18 protein-coding genes and 1 tRNA gene are annotated in these 17490 nt (G+C 63.2%); 5 read left to right on the top strand and 14 right to left on the bottom strand.

The genetic code is table 11. The features are described 5' to 3' along the window. Positions 1–4: 4 nt before the first annotated feature. Positions 5–748 carry an outer membrane lipoprotein LolB gene (locus tag KJB29_RS02310; RefSeq protein ID WP_215733184.1) on the top strand — a complete coding sequence of 248 codons (744 nt, stop codon included), beginning with the start codon at positions 5–7 and terminating at the stop codon, positions 746–748. 79 nt (positions 749–827) lie between these two features. On the opposite strand, the gene KJB29_RS02305 is transcribed toward KJB29_RS02310, so the two are convergent. From KJB29_RS02305 to KJB29_RS02275, 7 genes are all read right to left on the bottom strand, one after another. Further along, positions 828–1280: a septal ring lytic transglycosylase RlpA family protein gene (locus KJB29_RS02305; RefSeq protein WP_004512605.1), complete on the bottom strand. Its 453-nt coding sequence runs from the start codon at positions 1278–1280 to the stop codon at positions 828–830. Between the two features lie 106 nt (positions 1281–1386). Continuing rightward, on the bottom strand, positions 1387–2232 hold the full coding sequence (locus KJB29_RS02300; RefSeq protein WP_215733183.1) for a 1,4-dihydroxy-6-naphtoate synthase: 846 nt from the start codon (positions 2230–2232) through the stop codon (positions 1387–1389). Further along, on the bottom strand, positions 2222–2953 hold the full coding sequence (gene mqnB / locus KJB29_RS02295; RefSeq protein WP_215733182.1) for a futalosine hydrolase: 732 nt from the start codon (positions 2951–2953) through the stop codon (positions 2222–2224). The genes KJB29_RS02300 and mqnB overlap by 11 nt, the downstream gene beginning before the upstream one ends. A 16-nt stretch (positions 2954–2969) precedes the next feature. Further along, positions 2970–4382: an ATP-binding protein gene (locus KJB29_RS02290; RefSeq protein ID WP_004512608.1), complete on the bottom strand. Its 1413-nt coding sequence runs from the start codon at positions 4380–4382 to the stop codon at positions 2970–2972. 4 nt (positions 4383–4386) lie between these two features. After that, the gene (locus KJB29_RS02285) at positions 4387–5061 is read right to left on the bottom strand and encodes a response regulator (protein WP_004512609.1); all 675 of its coding nucleotides are present in this window, start codon (positions 5059–5061) and stop codon (positions 4387–4389) included. Between the two features lie 49 nt (positions 5062–5110). Next, positions 5111–5920, bottom strand: coding sequence for a pyruvate, water dikinase regulatory protein (locus KJB29_RS02280; RefSeq protein ID WP_215733181.1), 810 nt, complete (start codon positions 5918–5920; stop codon positions 5111–5113). Positions 5921–5998: 78 nt separating this feature from the next. Then, entirely contained in the window at positions 5999–7162 is a 1164-nt protein-coding gene (locus KJB29_RS02275) for a M20 family metallopeptidase (RefSeq protein WP_215733180.1), read from the bottom strand. Positions 7163–7304: 142 nt separating this feature from the next. Here KJB29_RS02275 and prmA point away from each other — a divergent pair, with 142 nt between their 5' ends. Genes prmA through KJB29_RS02260 form a run of 3 tightly spaced genes read left to right on the top strand, consistent with a single transcriptional unit; the run spans position 7305 to position 9812 of the window. Next, complete coding sequence (gene prmA, locus KJB29_RS02270) at positions 7305–8204, top strand: 50S ribosomal protein L11 methyltransferase (protein ID WP_215733179.1); 900 nt, start codon at positions 7305–7307, stop codon at positions 8202–8204. Further along, complete coding sequence (locus KJB29_RS02265; protein WP_246560127.1) at positions 8171–8992, top strand: 16S rRNA (uracil(1498)-N(3))-methyltransferase; 822 nt, start codon at positions 8171–8173, stop codon at positions 8990–8992. Before prmA ends, KJB29_RS02265 begins: the two co-directional genes overlap by 34 nt. Positions 8993–9035: 43 nt before the next feature. Continuing rightward, positions 9036–9812 carry a hypothetical protein gene (locus tag KJB29_RS02260; protein ID WP_215733178.1) on the top strand — a complete coding sequence of 259 codons (777 nt, stop codon included), beginning with the start codon at positions 9036–9038 and terminating at the stop codon, positions 9810–9812. A 241-nt stretch (positions 9813–10053) separates the two neighbouring features. Here the strand turns inward: KJB29_RS02260 and KJB29_RS02255 are convergent, their stop codons facing one another. From KJB29_RS02255 to KJB29_RS02230, 6 genes are read right to left on the bottom strand one after another with little or no spacing between them, the layout of a single operon-like run. Beyond that, the gene (locus tag KJB29_RS02255; RefSeq protein ID WP_215733177.1) at positions 10054–11202 is read right to left on the bottom strand and encodes a ribonuclease D; all 1149 of its coding nucleotides are present in this window, start codon (positions 11200–11202) and stop codon (positions 10054–10056) included. A gap of 42 nt (positions 11203–11244) precedes the next feature. Continuing rightward, positions 11245–12306, bottom strand: coding sequence for a cyclic dehypoxanthinyl futalosine synthase (gene mqnC / locus KJB29_RS02250; RefSeq protein WP_215733176.1), 1062 nt, complete (start codon positions 12304–12306; stop codon positions 11245–11247). Positions 12307–12308: 2 nt separating this feature from the next. After that, positions 12309–13391, bottom strand: a complete 1083-nt coding sequence (gene mqnE, locus KJB29_RS02245; protein WP_215733175.1) for an aminofutalosine synthase MqnE — start codon at positions 13389–13391, stop codon at positions 12309–12311. Between the two features lie 43 nt (positions 13392–13434). Further along, the gene (locus KJB29_RS02240; protein WP_215733174.1) at positions 13435–14055 is read right to left on the bottom strand and encodes a flavin prenyltransferase UbiX; all 621 of its coding nucleotides are present in this window, start codon (positions 14053–14055) and stop codon (positions 13435–13437) included. Further along, on the bottom strand, positions 14052–14948 hold the full coding sequence (locus tag KJB29_RS02235; RefSeq protein WP_215733173.1) for a 4-hydroxybenzoate octaprenyltransferase: 897 nt from the start codon (positions 14946–14948) through the stop codon (positions 14052–14054). The genes KJB29_RS02240 and KJB29_RS02235 overlap by 4 nt, the downstream gene beginning before the upstream one ends. Next, positions 14938–15468 carry a hypothetical protein gene (locus KJB29_RS02230; RefSeq protein WP_215733172.1) on the bottom strand — a complete coding sequence of 177 codons (531 nt, stop codon included), beginning with the start codon at positions 15466–15468 and terminating at the stop codon, positions 14938–14940. The genes KJB29_RS02235 and KJB29_RS02230 overlap by 11 nt, the downstream gene beginning before the upstream one ends. 239 nt (positions 15469–15707) lie before the next feature. On the opposite strand from KJB29_RS02230, the gene gabD reads away from it, so the two are divergent. Continuing rightward, positions 15708–17162, top strand: coding sequence for an NADP-dependent succinate-semialdehyde dehydrogenase (gene gabD / locus KJB29_RS02225; protein WP_246560124.1), 1455 nt, complete (start codon positions 15708–15710; stop codon positions 17160–17162). 87 nt (positions 17163–17249) lie between these two features. On the opposite strand, the gene KJB29_RS02220 is transcribed toward gabD, so the two are convergent. Further along, positions 17250–17326, bottom strand: a tRNA-Pro gene (locus KJB29_RS02220). Positions 17327–17490: the final 164 nt, after the last annotated feature.

Raw genomic sequence — 17490 nt, 5'->3', positions numbered from 1 at the left:
GATAATGCCCGTTACCGATTGGACGCCGCACCGGCGACTCCCCGCAACATACGGATTCTTATTCCTCCTGGCCTTCCTGATCCTCACCACCGTCGGATGTGCCACGGCACCGAAGCCCCGGGAACCCTTCATCCCCGGCGCCACGGTTGAGACCCTGGCGTCGGGAATCTCCCTTTCGGTCACAAGCCCCGAGGGGAGCACCGGCGGCACCGGCTACCTCCTCTACCGACGTCCCGACAGCTTCCACGTGGTCATGCTCACCCCCTTCGGCACCACGGCCCTGGAGTTCTTTGCCAAGGACGACCGGGTAACGGTCCTTGTCCCTTCCAAGGGGATAGCCTACGTAGGCTCCTTCGGGGACCTTCCGGCAAAGGGAGGGCTTCAGGGATGGCGGATGATGCGGTGGGTGGTGGAAGGGGATCCTCTCTTCGCCCCCGGCACCACGGGAACCGTCGAACGAACCGATGCGGAGGGGCGCACGACCGTTGCCCGCTACGATGGAGAAGGACTCCTGCAAGGCAAGACATCGGTAGGGAGTGAGGCGGTCTACCGCGACTACCAGTCAGTGGGAGGGGTCCCGTTCCCCGCGACCATTGAGCTCACTGATCACCAGGGGGTTCAGGTGAAAATATCCTTCGATGAACCGGAGGTAAACGCTCCGGTGGACGACGGAGCGCTCACCCCGAAGCTGGAGGGTGTGACCATTCTGCCGCTGGCACGCCTGGCAGAGGCGTATAGCTCCCGGTAACCGGGTGAGGGAGATTTAAAACGAGAAAAGGGTCGGCATGGTGCCGACCCTTTTCTACTGTTCGCCCAAATGTTGTTTTTCAGGATACTGCTTCGTCGAGGGTGATAATCCGTACTACCGTTGTTCCCCTGCCGAGGAAGCCGAGTTTCCTGGCCGCGGCCCGGGAAAGGTCGATGAAATGCGACACTTTCTTCCGGCAGCGATCGGTTATGGTGACCGTCACCTCCCGGTTGTTGGCCACGTTAACTACCTTGACCTTGGTTCCGAGAGGGAGGGTGGGGTGTGCGGCGGTCAGCTCCTGCGGATTGTACCGCTTCCCCGATGTCATTCTTCTTCCGTTATACCGCTTTGCATAGTATGAGGCGGTCCCTATGACCCCCTCATCCGCTTTCGTGGTCGCTGATGCGACCCCCTCCGTTGTTGCCTTTGCTGCAATTTCATCTGCTTGCAAGGACAGTGTCTGGATCTGGAAGAACGCCTGGCAAAGAATAATCAGGGTGGCCAGACGCCCCTTCCGGTAAACAGATACCAATAGGCACCTCCTTCTGGGCGAGGCGCTTTAATAGCACAGACGGGGAAGCCAGGTCAAGAAAAAAGAGTGCCACCCAGAGGCAATATACTGATATTTCAATAAGTTATCAGACCTCGAAAAGGAGTGCCGTGGAACGGGGAATGACCCCTGAAGCCTCGGCCCTTTGGAGGAGCGTGGCCACGGCCCCCTCCCCTTCGGGACCGAGTTGGAGGGAAAAATCATTCACATAGAGATCGATGTGGGCAGCACAGACCTCGTCGCTCATCTCCTGGGAGTGGGCCCGGATGTAACCGGCAGCAGCGCCGGGATTGGTCCGGGCATGGACCACACTCGCCCGAAGAGCCCTGTCGATGGCGGCAACGGCCTCCCGGCCGAGGGAGCGGCGGGCCACGATCCCTCCCAGGGGGATGGGGCAGCCGGTTTCCACCTCCCACCACTCCCCCAGGTCGAGAAGCTTCGTGAGGCCGTACTCCGGAAAGGTGAAGCGGGATTCGTGGATGATGACCCCGGCGGCCACCTCGCCCCTGGCCACGGCCCCCATGATCTCGTGGAACGGGAGATAAACGAGGTTGTCGAGGGATGGGTCGAAGAGGCGGAGCAGGAGCACGGCGGTGGTGTAGCGCCCGGGAACGGCGATGGGCTTGCCGCGCAGTTCTGCCATGGAAGCTGCCCCTCGTGTCACGACCAGGGGTCCGCACCCCCGCCCCAGGGCCCCCCCTGACCGCAGGAGCACATACTCGTCCCGGAGAAATCCGAGGGCATGGTAGGAGACCTTGCTCACGTCCAGGGCCCCTTCCAGGGCGAGGCGGTTCAGGGTTTCCACGTCCTCGAGCCGCTCCCGGAAGGCGAGCCCTCCCGTGTCGACCAGGCCGTGGACCAGGGCGTGAAAGATGTAGGTGTCGTTGGGGCAGGGTGAAAAGCCGAGGGTAAGGGGAACGGTGTCAGTCGTCATTGCAGGTTTCCAGAAATTTGAGTATGAAGCGCTGGGCCCTCTCCACCGCCAGGGGAATGTTCCAGCCGGAGAGGTCCCGGTCTTCCACCATGTTGCTGATGCCACGGAGCTCCAGGCAGTCGATCCCGTACCTGAGCGCCAGGTGGGCCGCCACGGCTCCTTCCATGTTCTCGCAGATGGCGTTGAAGCGGCGGGCCATCTCGCCCCCCCGGGCGGCGGTGCCGCTACAGGTAGATACGGTGACAAACCTTCCGCGCCGCACCGGCACCCCCAGCGCGGCGCCAAGCTGCACGGCCCGCTCCGCCGGCAAAAGAGCCAGGGGGAACTCGTTGAAAAAACGGCGTCCTCCCCGCTCCAGCTGCGGGATGCCGATGAGCTCAAGGGATTCCCAACCGGCCGGCGTCAGGATCCCCTCGTCGCCATAGACCTCAGTCGAGGCCACGGCCAGGTCTCCCACCGCCAGGCCGCTCCCCCCGTAGGCTCCGGCACAGCCGGTATCGATGAGGAGCCGTGGAGTGTACCGCTCCAGAAGCGCGGTGAGCGCCGATGCGGTATTCGCCTTGCCGATCCCCGTCACGGCCAGAAGCACCGTGGTGCCGCCGACCTTCCCCCGGTAGGTATCGCGAAAACCTTTTTTTCTCCTGACCTCCCGGGCACCGATGCTCCGGACGAGGAGGGAAAGCTCCAGACTGGTTGCCGCGGCAATGATAATGGAATCCATGGGGGAGTGCGCTCCGTCAGACCGTACCCTGAAGGGGGAGATACACCGTAAAGACGCTCCCCTTCCCCACCTCACTCACCACGTCGATCTTTCCGCCATGGGCCTCCGTGATAGTGCGAACCAGAGAGAGACCGAGACCACAGCCACCGTCGGCCCGGTTACGGGCCTTGTCGACCCGGTAAAATCGCTCGAAGATGTGGGGGAGGTCATCGGCCGGGATGCCGACGCCGCTGTCGATGACGGTCACCCGGGCAAATCCGCCGCTGGCGTCGAGGACCACCGACACCTCTCCGCCGGCAGGGGTATAGGTGACGGCGTTGTCGAGGAGGTTCATGAATACCTGACGCAGCCGGAGCCAGTCCCCCGTGACAGTTACCGGCGTCACGGCCGAGAAGGCAATCTTGAGTCCCTTTTCCGGGTCAATGAGGCGGGACTGCTGGACCAGCTCTCCCAGGAGGTCCTCCAGTTCAATGGGGACACGCTCCAGCTTGAGCCCTCCCTCTTCGGCACGGGATAACTCCAGGAGCGCCTCGATGATCTTCGACATCCGGTTGATCTCTTCCAGGTTGCTCCGGAAAAGCTCCCGGAACTCCTCCGGCTCCCGAGCCCAGCGCAGCCCTACCTCGGTCTCTCCCCGGAGGATGGTGAGGGGGGTCCGAAGCTCATGAGAGACGTCGCCGGTGAACTGCTTCACCCGCCTGAAGGCGTCCTCAAGGCGCTCGAGGGTGTCGTTGAAGGTTATCGCGAGACGCCCGATTTCGTCTTGGGGATTGACCACTTCAAGCCGCAGCCCCAGGTTTTCGGCCGTGATCTTCTGGGCGCTGCGGGTGATGAAATCGACCGGTTTCAGCGCCCGTCCCGCCAGGAACCATCCCCCGACGCTCCAGAGGATAAGCGCCAAGGGAATGGAAACGGCAAAGACGACGAGAACCTTGTCGAGGGTTTCGGCAGCGGCCCGCATGGAGGTGCCGACCTGGACGATCTGCAGCAGCCTGCCGTTATCCATGATCGGATAGGTAATGGTGCGGACCGGATAGAGATCAAGGCTGACCTTGGTTTCGTAGGTCACCTTACCGGCCCACGCCCGGCGGGAAGCTCCCTTGCCAAGGGGAGTCCGGAGCCCCTCGGCCCCCTTGGACGACGCAGTGATCCGCCCACCCCCGTCGAGGACCTGGACGAACTTACCGGTCAGACGGGTGCCGATGAAGTCCTCCAGAACCTGGTCGAAGACCGACGGGCCCGCACGCCGGAAGGGCTCCAGCGTCGGGCTCGCCACGGCCTCGGCAACGGTCAGAAGTTCCCGGTCGATCTCCTTGGTGAGCTGGTTCTGCAGGATAAGGTAGATGAACGAGCTGAACAGAACGAGGATGACCGCCAGGGTGACCGCATACCAGAGGGTAAGGGAAAAGCGGATCGACCGGAAAAACAACGGGTCACTCCTCTTCCTTCAGGATGTAGCCCACGCCCCGTACCGTGTGGATCAGCTTCTTGTCGGCCTCGCGGTCGATCTTCTTCCGCAGGTAGTTCACATACACATCGATGATGTTGGTGAAACTGTCGAAGGTGTAGTCCCAGACGTGCTCGGCGATCATGGTCCGAGTCAGGACCTGGTTCGGGTTCCGCATGAAGTATTCCAGCAGCGAGTACTCCTTGGCGGTCAGGTCGATCTCCTTGTCCTTGCGCCACACCTTGTGGGTGACCGGATCAAGCCGCAGGTCGGCGAAGCGGATCTCGGCGCCCCGGTCCTGCTCGCTGCGCCGCACAAGCGCCCGCACCCGGGCCAGGAGCTCGGCAAAGGCGAAAGGTTTCGTCAGGTAGTCGTCGGAACCGGAATCGAGCCCTGCCACGATGTCCTCAACGGAATCCTTGGCGGTCAGCATGAGAACCGGCGTTGCGTTTTTCCTCTCCCGCAGTTCCCGCACCACGCTCAGTCCGTCCTTCTTGGGGAGCATGACATCGAGGATAATCAGATCAAACCCTTTCTCCAGGGCCATCTTGAGACCATCCTCGCCGTTGAAGGCGGCCTCAACCTCGTACCGCTCCTCCTCAAGACCGCGCTTTATGAAGCTCGAAACCTTCTTTTCGTCCTCTACCACGAGAATCTTCATTGTCTGCACCTCCCTTTCTCTGTTTTCCGATGCTGCGGACTCATGGTTTCTAGCTGCAGAGTTTCTGTATGATCTCCGCCGCCGACTCTTCCACCGATCGTTTCGTCACGTCGATAATGAGCCACTGGGGGTTGCGCCGGTAAAGCTGGCGACAGAAGTTGAGTTCTTCCTCGATCTTTTCGTAGTCGGCATAGCTTCCCCTAGACATCTGCCCCAGGTTCTTGAGCCGCGCCGACCGTATCTCCAGAAGCCGGTGGGGATCGATGACAAGCCCCACGATCTTGTTCTGATCCACCTTGAAGAGCTCGGGAGGGGGATCGATCCCCTTTACCAGGGGGACGTTGGCCACCTTGTACCCCTTGTGGGCCAGATACATGGAGAGGGGGGTCTTGGAGGAACGGGAGACCCCCACCAGCACGAAATCGGCCTTGCTGAGCCCCCGGGGATCCTGGCCATCGTCGTGCTTCACCGTGAAGTCGACGGCCTCGACCCGCTTGTGGTACTCGGAGTTGAGCTCGTACAGGAGTCCCGGCTCATTCTGGGGGGCAACGCCGAAAAAGGCCGACAATTTGAAGAGAAGCGAGCTGATGAGGTCCAGGGCGTCCAGACCGTGGGCCTCGGCCTCGTCCCGAAGCAGTTGCGCCAGCTCTGTGTCAACGAGGGTATAGATCACGATCCCCGGCTCCTTGAGCACCTCCTCCAGGGCGGCGAGGACATCTTCCCGGGTCCTGATCTTGCTCATCCGGTGGATGCGGGCCTCCACGTCGCGGAACTGGGAGAGGGCGGCGCGCAGCACCCGCTCCACGGTTTCCCCCGTGGCGTCGGAAAAGAGGTAAATATGCCGCATTGATCCGTTCATGGCCGTCCTATTCGAGTCGCCAGCATTTTCATTAAATACTATATACCATGTATTCGCACCATGGCAATGGCAGAATTCTCATGAGCGAAATTCCCGCCAGATTTCCTCACGGATATCCGGCCGAGCGGCCAGCTCCGCCGCGGTCAGCGCCAGGGCCGTGGCCCCCTCCGCCACGGCGGCCTTTCCCTTCCCGGAGACCGTGGCACGGGCGAATGCCTCACTGTGGATATTGATGCCGTCGCCAATGGGGACATGGGGATGGATGGTCGGCACGATCTGGGAGACGTTGCCGATGTCCGACGACCCCTTGTTCTTATCGGGCTGGTTCTCTGATTCCTGAAGCCCCAAATACGCCAGCTGTGCCGAGTAGAGGTCAGAGAAGATCCGATTCACCTTGAGGGGGGCCATGATCCGGGGATCCGCGTCCACCTGGAGCCGGCACCCGGTGGCCAGGGCGGCCCCTTCTGCGCATGCCAGAACCCGTGCCTTCGCCCGCTCCAACTCCTCCAGATCGTCGGCCCGGACATAGAAATGGGCCGAGGCCCGCTCCGGAATGATGTTGGGGGCAACGCCCCCCTCGGTGATGATCCCGTGGACCCGCACGTCCTGGCGGAGCTGCTGGCGCAGGGCGCTGATCCCGTTGAAGGTCTGGATGACACCATCGAGGGCGTTGATCCCCTCTTCCGGGTAGGCGGCGGCATGGGCCGGCTTGCCGAAAAAGGTGAAGCGAACCCGGGCGAGCCCCAGGTAGTGCTTGATCACGTACCGCCGCGAAGATGGATGCACCATCAGGGCGAACTCGACCCCGTCAAAGGCGCCGTTGGCGATCATATCCACCTTCCCGATTCCCATCTCCTCGGCAGGGGTGCCGAGGACGACAATCCGGGCCGCATCCGGAGGAAGAATGGAGCGCAGTGCCGTGGCAGCCCCGACGGCCGCGGCGGCGATCACGTTGTGGCCGCAGGCATGGCCCATGACCGGGAGGGCGTCCATCTCGGCCATGAGGGCAATGACCGGCCCACCCTCACCCGTCTCGGCCCGGAACGCCGTGAGAAGCCCAGCAATACCCCGCTCCACCCGGAACCCCTCCCGCTCCAGGAAATCGGCCAGGAGGGCCGAACTCCGCACCTCGTTCAGGCCGATTTCGGGATGGAGATAGAGATCCTCCGCAATAGCAGCAAATTCGCTCTTCCGCCCCTCAACAAAAGCGACGATCTCCCCCTTGATTCGATCCAGATCCATCACGGCCACTCCGAATTTATTTTAATGAAATTCAACCCCAGAGGCGGGTATTTGTCAAGGTTTTTATTGTCAAAGCCCTTTAGTTTTGCTACGTTGGCCCACCTTGACTGAATCAATCCAAACGCAACTCCGAGGAGCATCCATGGACAAAACCTGGGCCGAAGTCACCTGCGAGATCCCCGCGGCAATGGTCGACCTTCTGGCCGACTTCCTCGTGGAACTCTCCGGCAACGGAGTGAGCATCGACAACCTGGAGCTGGACACCTTCTCCCTCGACACCATGGACGAGGCGCCGGTGAAGACCGTGCGGGCCTACTTCACCCCCGACGACGAACTGGAGGGGAAGCTGGCCGCCCTGAACCGGTTCATCCAGGAGCACGCACCCGCCTGCGGCGACGCCGCACCAGCCCCGCCCACCGTCACCACCCTCAGGGAGGAGGACTGGGCCACGGGGTGGCGCCAGCACTTCGCACCGACCCGCATCGGCCAGAAACTCGTAATCAAGCCCACCTGGGAGCCGTTCTCGCCGGAGCCCGGCGATCTTGTCATCGAGCTGGACCCGGGGATGGCCTTTGGCACCGGCACCCATCCCACCACCCGCCTCTGCCTGGAGGCCCTGGAAAAACTCGGCACCGCCGGCGATGTCCTCGATGTGGGGACCGGCTCGGGAATCCTGGCCATGGCCGCCGTCAAGCTGGGGGCGCAACGCGTCGTGGGAACCGACATCGACCCTGACGCCGTGGCAGTGGCCCGGGAAAACTGCGCCCTGAACGGGGTCATCGCCGAACTGGTCACCACACCCCTGGCGGATATCCCGGGGCAATTCACCGTGGTCCTCGCCAACATCCTTGCCGAGGACTTGGTGAGGATGGCAGCCGACCTGACGGCAAAGGTCGCCTCCGGCGGCTTCCTGATCCTGTCCGGGATTCTCGTGGAGCGCGAGTCCTACGTCATTGACGGCTTTGCCTCCACCGGCCTTACCCTTGCCGAAACCACCCGCGAGGGGGAATGGAGCTGCCTCCTCTATCGGGCCGGACAATGAGCGTCCGCCGCTTCATGGCCCCCAGCGCCGACCTCGCCGGAGAGTCGGTGCGGATCGAGGGGGACCTTTTCCGTCACATGGTGAAGGTCCTGCGCCTGAAAATTGACACCCGCGTCAGGCTGGCGGATGGTCGGGGCGTCGAATGCGCGGGAATCATTCGGGAGATCGGCCGCGACCATCTCACCGTAGCCGTGGAGGAGCGCCATGCTGTGGCCCCCGCCGGCGGGTCACTGCGAATCACCCTTATCCAGGGGCTCCCCAAGGGGGAGAAGATGGAACTCATCTTGCAAAAAGGGACTGAACTCGGGGTAAGCGAGGTGGTCCCCTTCCAGGCGGACCGGTCGGTTTCCCGCATCCCGGCCGACCGGCAGAATGAACGGCTGCGGCGCTGGCAGCGGATAGCCGCCGAAGCGTCCCGCCAGGCGGGACGTCCCGACATCCCGACGGTGCGGCTGGCCCAGGGGATGGATGAAGCTGTCCGGGATACGGACCACGACCTGAAGTTCCTCCTCTGGGAAGAGGAGCGGGCAACGACCCTGCAGGGGGCCATTAACGTCCGGCCCCGGCCCACAAGCATCGCCTTCATCGTCGGGCCCGAGGGAGGGCTCACGACGGAGGAGGCGGAAACGGCCCGTCGGGCGGGCTTCATCCCCGTGACCCTCGGCAGGCGCATCCTCCGAACCGAAACCGCGGGAATCGCCCTCTTGGCAATTCTGCAGTATCTCTACGGCGACCTGGGAGAGGGAGAAAATCCCGAAGAGAGCCCCGGATCGTCACTCACGTCATAGCGGCCAGCCACCAGCGTGTTGTGCCGCACAAGGAGCAGCAACCATGAAGTGTCCCAAGTGCGGGTACAACAGTTTCGAATTTCTCGACACCTGCAAGAAGTGCAAGAACGATCTGAGCGGCTTCAAGCAGACCCACGGCATCCACTCCCCGATGATTTCCCTCGCTGCCGCTGCAGCAGCACCGGCCGTTGCGGCGACGACGGTCGCAGCAGCCGTAGCCGCTCCCCCGGCAGCCGCCGATGAGAACTTCACCTGGGACGAACCGGCCGCCACGGCAACTCCTGTTCCCTCTTCAATCAAGCAGGGAGACGACATCTTCCCCTCCATGGACCTGGACTTCGCCACTCCGCCGCCGGCGGCACCGGCGTCGCCCCCGCCCGTTTCCTTCGACCTGGAACCCACCAGCGCAGCTGCTCCGTCGGTTCCCCCAACCGCGCAAGAGGCAGACCTCCCCGATTTTTCCTTCGATGAACCAGCTACCGACACCTCGGCGACCCCACCGTCCCTTTTCGGTTCTGCGCCGGCTGATGACGACGCGTTTGCGTCCCTCCTGGAGACCGGCGACAGCAGCGAAGAGACCGCGGCGGCAGCGATCCCGGATGCCACACCTGAACTGGAGTCCGCCTGGGAGACCCCTGCCAACGTATTTGGCGGCTTCGGCGAGGGGGGAAACGAGGCTCCCCCCGCTCCCCAGGAAGCCGGCGGGCTCGACCTGGAAAGCTTCAACCCATCCCCTCCGACCAAGGGCCCTCAGGTGGAGCTGGATGGATTCTCCCCCGCCGAGTTCGACTCCCTCTTCGGAGAGCCGGACAAACCGTAATAGCGGCGTCACGACACACATAAGAAAACGGCACGGCGGAGTAGGAATTATCCTCTCCGCCGTGCCGTTTTCTTTTTCTGCAGCCCACTGCTCTTAACAGGCTGTTGAAAAACGTCGTGAGGAGGCCGGGATGCTAGGCGCAAGCAAGCGAAAAAGCGAGGCGTACCCGTTTGGTACGTTGAGCTTTTGAGCGAGCGGAAACAACGCAGACCGGCCCCGCAATAGTTTTTCAACAGCCTGGCTAGCGCCTAGCCTGGAGGGCCGCCACCATCTCGGCCCCGAACTCCCGCCGCTGCCACGGACGAAGACCGGCGATCCCCTCCAGTTCCACCTCCGACCGGGGAAAGACCAGGGCAATCTGCTCCAAAAGGGCGTTATTGGCCAGGAAGCCGGGCTCCACGGCGAACCGCCGGGCCTTATCCTCACGCCACCCTTTGAGGGCCTTGATGCGCCGCTCCTCGTCCCCCCCCACCTTCCGCCGCTCCTCCCGGGGAAAGAAGGGAAGCTCCTGCTCCGGCACCGCCAGCCCCTTCTCCACGGCTCGCGCTATCCCCTCGCCGCACCGCTCCACGACCCGCTCCGTGATGCCCGTAATGCCAGTCAACTCGGCAAGGGATCGGGGCTTTTTCTCGGCCAGTTCCCGGACCGTTTCCGTGCCCAGCACTTTGAAGGGAGGGACGTCCATCTGTTGCGCCCGCCGATCCCGGAAGCGAAGGATTTCTTCCAGCACCGCCAGGGACCGGGAAGCCATCCGCGAGGCTCCCTTGAAGCGGAGGAACATCGGCTCGGCATCGGAGCGCTGGGCCACCCGCACCCGCGCCAGGAGGGCACACTCCTCCTCCACCCAGCCGATACGCCCCTTCTCCCGGAGTTCCGCCTCCAGCCGCCCGCAGAGTTCGATGAGGAGCGTCGTATCCTTCACCGCATACTCGATCATCCCCGCCGTCAAGGGGCGCCGGCTCCAGTCGGCCCGCTGGTACTGCTTGTCCAGCTCCACCCCGAAACGCTTCCTGAGCACCGCCGCGAGGCCGAACTCCCGCTCCCCCAGAAACTGGCACGCAATCATGGTGTCGAAGAGGTTGTTCACCTCGATACCGAAGTCCCGGTGCAGGGACCGGATGTCGTAGTCGGCCCCATGGAATACCTTGCGGATGGAGGGGTTGGCAAAGACCGGCGCCAAGGGGGCCAGGTCGGCAACCGCCAGGGGGTCGACGATGGCGGCAAGACCCGGCACCGTGAACTGGATCAGACAGACCTTCTCCTGGTAGTGGTGCATGGAGTCGGCCTCCAGATCGCAGGCCACATAGGGCTCCCGGGAGAGGCGATCGGCAAGGCGGCGGACCCCGTCGGGGGCGGTTATGATCTCGGGTGAAACGGGTTGAACGGGCAAGGAAATCTCCAGTCGTGAGAATTGTCGGGAGGGGAAAATACTCTAAAATTCCCGAATTATTTTATAAAGCGTCGTTCTCTGGGCAGGCCTGAAGCCGGCTTCGCGGATCAGCTCCACCATCTCATCGAGGCTCATGCGGAAGGTGCAGCCGGCTGCGGCCACCACATTCTCCTCCAGCATGGTCCCCCCCAGGTCGTTGGCGCCGAAGAAGAGGGCCACCTGGGCCATCTGCCCCCCCTGGGTCACCCAGCTGGCCTGGATATTCGGCACGTTATGGAGGACGATCCGGGAGAGGGCCAGGACCTTCAGGTACTCGACCCCGCTGGCGGTGTCGCCACCCAGTTCGGTGTTCCCCGGCTGGTAGGTCCAGGGGATGAAGGCGGTGAATGAGCCGCCGGAGGCCTGGAGCTCCCGGACCCGGAAGAGGTGCTCCACGATATCCTCGGGTTTCTCGGTGCTGCCGAACATCATGGTGGCCGTGGTGGCCATCCCCTGCCGGGCCGCCTCCCCCATCACCGCGGCCCACCCCTCCCAGCCGATCTTCTTGGGGGATATCTCCTTCCGGACCCGGTCCACGAGGATCTCGGCCCCACCGCCGGGGATGGAGTCGAGCCCCGCCTCCCGCAGCCGCCGCACCGTTTCCGGGATAGCGAGCTTCGAGACCGCGGCGATCTGGGTGATCTCCGCCGGGGAGAGGGAGTGGTTCTGGACCTGGGGGAACCGGGCCTTGATCCCCCGGAAAAGCTCCTCGAACCACTCGATCCCCAGATGGGGGTGGAGCCCTCCCTGCATGAGGAGCTGGGTCCCGCCGTGCTCCACCAGCTCGGCGATCTTGGCGTAGATGGCCTCCTCGGCCAGGAGGTAGGCGTCGGGGGCACCCTCCTCCCGGTAGAAGGCGCAGAATTTACACCTGGACTCGCAGACGTTGGTGTAGTTCACGTTGCGGTCCACCACGAAGGTGACCACCTCCTCGGGGTGGAGCCGCCGGCGGATGCCGTCGGCCAAGCGCCCAAGGGTGAGGAGATCGGCCTTGAGAAGAAGCTTCAGGGCCTCGGCCCGGTCGATGGCCTCGCCCCGTTCGATTTTTCCGATAACGGTATCCATGGTCAGTACACCCTCAGCTCGTTATAGAGCGTATCCCGCTCCACCGGCACCCGCCCCGCCTTGCGGATCAGCGTGACGATCTCGTCGCGCCCCATGGTCTGGGGGGTGGCGGCGCCGGCGTCGTGGCCGATCTTCTCCTCCACCACGGTGCCGTCCAGGTCGTTCACCCCGAAGGAGAGGGCCACCTGGGCCGTCTTCAGCCCGAGCATCACCCAGTAGGCCTTGATGTTGGCGAAGTTGTCCAGGTAGATGCGGCCGACGGCCAGGGTCTTCAGGGCGTCGACCCCGCCGGGGCCGGGGCGCTTCAGGTGCCCCAGGGGGTTGTTCTCCTTCTGGAAGGCCAGGGGGATGAAGACCTGGAACCCTCCGGTCCGGTCCTGGAGCTCCCGCAGCCGGCGCATGTGATCGACCCGGTCGGCGTAGCTCTCGATGTGACCGAAGAGCATGGTGGCGTTGGACTTCAAGCCCGCCCGGTGGACCTCCTCCATGACCGCCAGCCACCGCTCGCCGCTGATCTTCTCGGGGCAGAGCCGGTTGCGCACGTCAGGGGCGAAGATCTCGGCCCCGCCGCCGGGGAGGGAGCCGAGCCCCGCCTGCTTCAAGACCGCCAGGGTATCGGCCACGGAAAGGCCTGCCAGCCTCGATAGGTACTCGATCTCCACGGCGGTGAAGGCCTTCACGTGGAGGTGGGGGGAGACCTCTTTCACGGTCCGGAGCATCTCCAGGTAGAAGTCGAAGGGAAGGTCCGGGTGGAGGCCGCCGACGATGTGGATCTCCGTGGCCCCCTGGGCATGGGCCTCCGTGGCGCGGTTGCGGATCTCATCCAGGTCGTAGAGGTAGGCCCCCGGCTGGTCGGCGGTGCGGTAGAAGGCGCAGAAGGAGCAGCGGTTCACACAGATGTTCGTGTGGTTGATGTGGCGGTTCACGTTGAAGAAGACCCGGTCGCCGTTGCGGCGCCGGTTCGCGGTTGCGGCCAGCTCACCCACGGCGATGAGATCCCGGCACTCGAAGAGGAAGAGGGCCTCCTCGTCGGTGATTCGCTCGCCGGCGTGAACCTTCTCGGCTATGGAAGAAAGAGATGTCATGGTGCCTCGCTCTATGAAAAAATCAGTTGCTGGTCCCCGGTCCCTAATCCCTGGTCCCGGCCTTTACTCCCCAACGGGCGAAGAGCTCATGGTGAACGCCGAGGGTGTCGAGCACCTTGCCCACCACGAAATCCACCAGGTCATCCAGGGTTTTGGGGCGATGGTAGAAGGCGGGCATGGCCGGCACAACACGCACCCCGAGCCGGGCCAGCTTCAGCATGTTCTCCAGGTGAATGGCTGACAGGGGGGTCTCCCGGGGGACGATCACCAGAGGACGTCCCTCCTTGACCATGACATCGGCGCACCGCTCCAGGAGCGTCGAGGAAAGGCCGGTAGCGATGCGGGCCAGGGTTCCCATGCTGCACGGGGCCACCACCATGGCGTCGGGGGCCGCCGAGCCGCTGGCCGGGGGAGCGAAGAGGTTATCGGCGCCATAAAAGGAGAGCTGTTCCGGCGAAGCGCCGAAGAGCTCCCGCAGTCGGGCCGCCGCGTCCTCCTCCCCAGCCGAAAGGTCAAGATTGGTCTCCTCCCGCACCACGCCGATGCCGGCGCCGCTGGCGGTGACCACCACCCGCTTTCCCGCCCTGAGGAGTTCCTCGCAGAGCCGCAGCCCGTAGACGGAGCCGGAGGCCCCGGTGATCCCCACGAGAACCGTACCGCTCATGCCCCCCCCTTCCGCGCCAGGACATCCACGAAGGTGGCCACGAAGAGGGTAATGCTGATGTAGCCGTTCATGGCGAAAAAGGCGGCATCCAGACGGGAGAGATCCCCTCCTCGGAGGAGCCAGTGCTCGTAGAGGAGCATGGTGACGCAGAGCCCGAGCCCCGCCAGGTACCAGACACCGAGTCCGGCGCTGACGTACAGCCCCGCCAGGAGCGCCGCCATGACCACATGGAAGAGGCGGGCGGTCCAGAGGGACCCGTTCACCCCGAGCCGGGACGGAATCGAGTGGAGCCCTGCCCCCTTGTCGAACTCCAGGTCCTGGAGGGCGTAGAGGATGTCGAAGCCGGCCACCCAGAAGAGGACCGCAAGCCCCAGGAGCACCGCAGGGAGCTCCACCGCCCCCCGGATGGCGATCCAGGCCCCCAGGGGGGCAGCGGCCAGGCAGATGCCGAGAACCACGTGGGCCAGTGCCGTGAAGCGTTTGCAGTAGGAGTAGAGGACCAGGAAAAAGAGGGCCACGGGCGACAGGTAGAGGCAGAGGGGGTTCAGCCGGTAAGCCGCGTAGAGCATGAGGAGGATCGAAATAACGATGAAGGCGACGGCGGTTCCCTTGCCAATGAGTCCCGCCGGGATGGCGCGGCCGGCGGTGCGGGGGTTGCGGGCATCAATCTCCGCGTCGATGACCCGATTCATCCCCATTGCGGCCGTCCGGGCCCCCACCATTGCCATGAGGATCCAGAACACCTGGTACGCCGTCGGCACTCCCCGGGCGGCCAGCACCGCTCCCGTAAAGGCGAAGGGGAGGGCAAAGACCGTGTGGGAGAACTTGATCATCTCCAGAAACACCTTAATCTTCCCGAACATCCCCATGGCCATCCTTTCCTCACTTACCATTTGCTCCCCCTTCCCCGAGGGTACTCTCCAGATATCTCCTCATGCGGCCCATCTCGACGCTTACCGTGGAAAGGTCGAACATGCTGGGGTAGTGGTCGTAGGGATAGCGTTTCATGAAGGAGAGCACCTTCCCCCCCTCCTCATAGACATAGCGGGAGCGGATCTCCAGGTCCCTCGATTCCAGCTCCACCGCGGCGCCCTCCTCGCCACCGTCCACGGCGACCCGGAGCCGGTGGTAGTAAAGGCGCCCTCCCTCCGGAAGGGTCACACCACCGGCACGGGTCGAAATGTGGCGCAATTCCGTCAGGAGGAGATGATTCTTCGGGTCCTCCTCGGCAATCACGTAGCCGTCCTTCATAAGGAGGTTCTTCACCAGGGCAAAGACCTCGTCCGCCGGCCGTACCGTCACAATCCGCGACTTCTGCAGAGGCTCGGCCGCCAGTCTGAAGTAGTAACACCCGGGCGTCACCAGAAAGCAGAGCAGCAGGATCCATCCCCACAACCAACGTCTCGCCGTCAAAATCCGTACTCCCTCCACCGTTCTTCGATCATTCGCCCGGCAGCCTCCCGAACCGTTCGACAAAACCTTAGTTTTGTAGCATTTCCGGTCGGATGGTGACAATCATTTTCTCCGGAGCCGTTTCACGAAGAAGTTTTTTGGCAACAAAGTAAGGAACCTTCATAATGGAACTTCCATTGTGCGATTTTCCGTTTACACTACAACTGGATTTGCAAAAAACGACGAAGGAGCGCGACGAAATGATGATCCTCAAAAATAGTTCCCTCCTGAAGCAACAATGTTACCTTGATGGGCACTGGTGCGGCGCCGATGGCGGCGCAACCATTGATGTAACCAATCCGGCCACCGGCGAGATACTGGGCGTTGTCCCCAAAATGGGGACCCGGGAAACACGGCGCGCCATAGAGGCCGCCAACGGGGCGCTGGACGGCTGGAAAGCGAGGACCGCGAAGGAGCGGAGCGCGATCCTCCGCCGGTGGTTCGAGCTGATCATGGAGAACCAGGAGGATCTGGCCGTCATCATGACCGCCGAACAGGGGAAGCCTCTGGCGGAATCCAGGGGTGAGATCGCCTATGCCGCCTCGTTCATCGAGTGGTTTGCCGAGGAAGGAAAACGGATCTACGGCGACACCATCCCCTCCTATGCCCGGGACAAGCGGATCGTGGTAATCAAGGAGCCCATCGGCGTCTGCGCCGCCATAACCCCCTGGAACTTCCCGGCCGCCATGATCACCCGCAAGGCCGGCCCGGCCCTGGCCGCCGGCTGCACCATGGTGGTCAAGCCGGCCACCGCCACCCCCTTTTCGGCCCTGGCCCTGGCCCTCCTCGGCGAGCAGGCCGGCATTCCGGCGGGGGTCTTCAGCGTCATCACCGGCTCGTCCAAGGAGATCGGTGACGAGATGACCGGCAACCCCATTGTCCGCAAGCTGACTTTCACCGGCTCCACTGAGGTCGGCAAGCAGCTGACGGCCCAGTGCGCCGGCACCATGAAAAAGGTCTCCATGGAGCTGGGGGGGAATGCCCCCTTCATCGTCTTTGACGACGCCGATCTCGATGCCGCCGTGGAGGGGGCCATCGCCTCCAAGTACCGCAACACCGGCCAGACCTGTGTCTGCACGAACCGCATCCTCGTCCAGGAATCGGTCTACGAAGCCTTTTCCGAGAAGCTGATCGCCGCCGTCTCGAAAATGACCGTGGGCGACGGCCTCAAGGGAGAGGTGCAGCAGGGGCCCCTCATCGACATGACTGCCCTGGAGAAGGTGGAGGAGCACATTGCCGACGCCGTTGCCAAGGGGGCCCGCGTCGTCCTCGGGGGGAAGCGCCATGCCCTAGGGGGGACCTTCTTCGAGCCCACCATCATCACCGATGTGACCCCCGGGATGCTGGTCGCCCGGGAAGAGACCTTCGGCCCCCTGGCCCCCCTGTTCAAATTCAGCACCGACGAGGAAGCGATCCGCATGGCCAACGATACCGAATTCGGCCTGGCATCCTATTTCTACAGCCGGGACATCCGGCGGGTATGGAAAGTGTCCGAGGCCCTGGAATATGGCATGGTCGGGGTCAATACCGGCCTGATCTCCTCCGAAGTGGCGCCCTTTGGCGGCGTGAAGGAGTCGGGGGTGGGCCGGGAGGGGTCCAAGTACGGCATCGAGGAGTTTGTGGAGGTGAAATACCTCTGCATGGGGGGAATCTGATTTCTTCAAGGGAGTGCGGAGTTTTCACCTTCGCTGAGCAAAAAAGAAAGGGGTTGCGGCATCTGCCGTAACCCCTTGATCTTTTTTTGGTCGGGGCGAGAAGATTCGAACTTCCGACCCCCTGCTCCCGAAGCAGGTGCGCTACCAGGCTGCGCTACGCCCCGACAAAGAAGGAATTTTCTATATCACGCGATGTGGCGTTGTGGCAAGGCTTTTTTCTGTTTTGTCATGTTTCTCTCACCTTTTTCCGCCCCCTCGACATCCACCTCAAAATACGCTAATGTCCTTTGCCGACTCTGTTTTTGCCATGCAATGACCTCTGGGGGAC

The organism is Geobacter grbiciae, assembly GCF_018531165.1.
Taxonomy (GTDB): domain Bacteria; phylum Desulfobacterota; class Desulfuromonadia; order Geobacterales; family Geobacteraceae; genus Geobacter; species Geobacter metallireducens.
The sequence above is the reverse complement of the archived record's forward strand: the minus strand, read 5'-3'. Positions and strand labels throughout refer to the sequence as shown.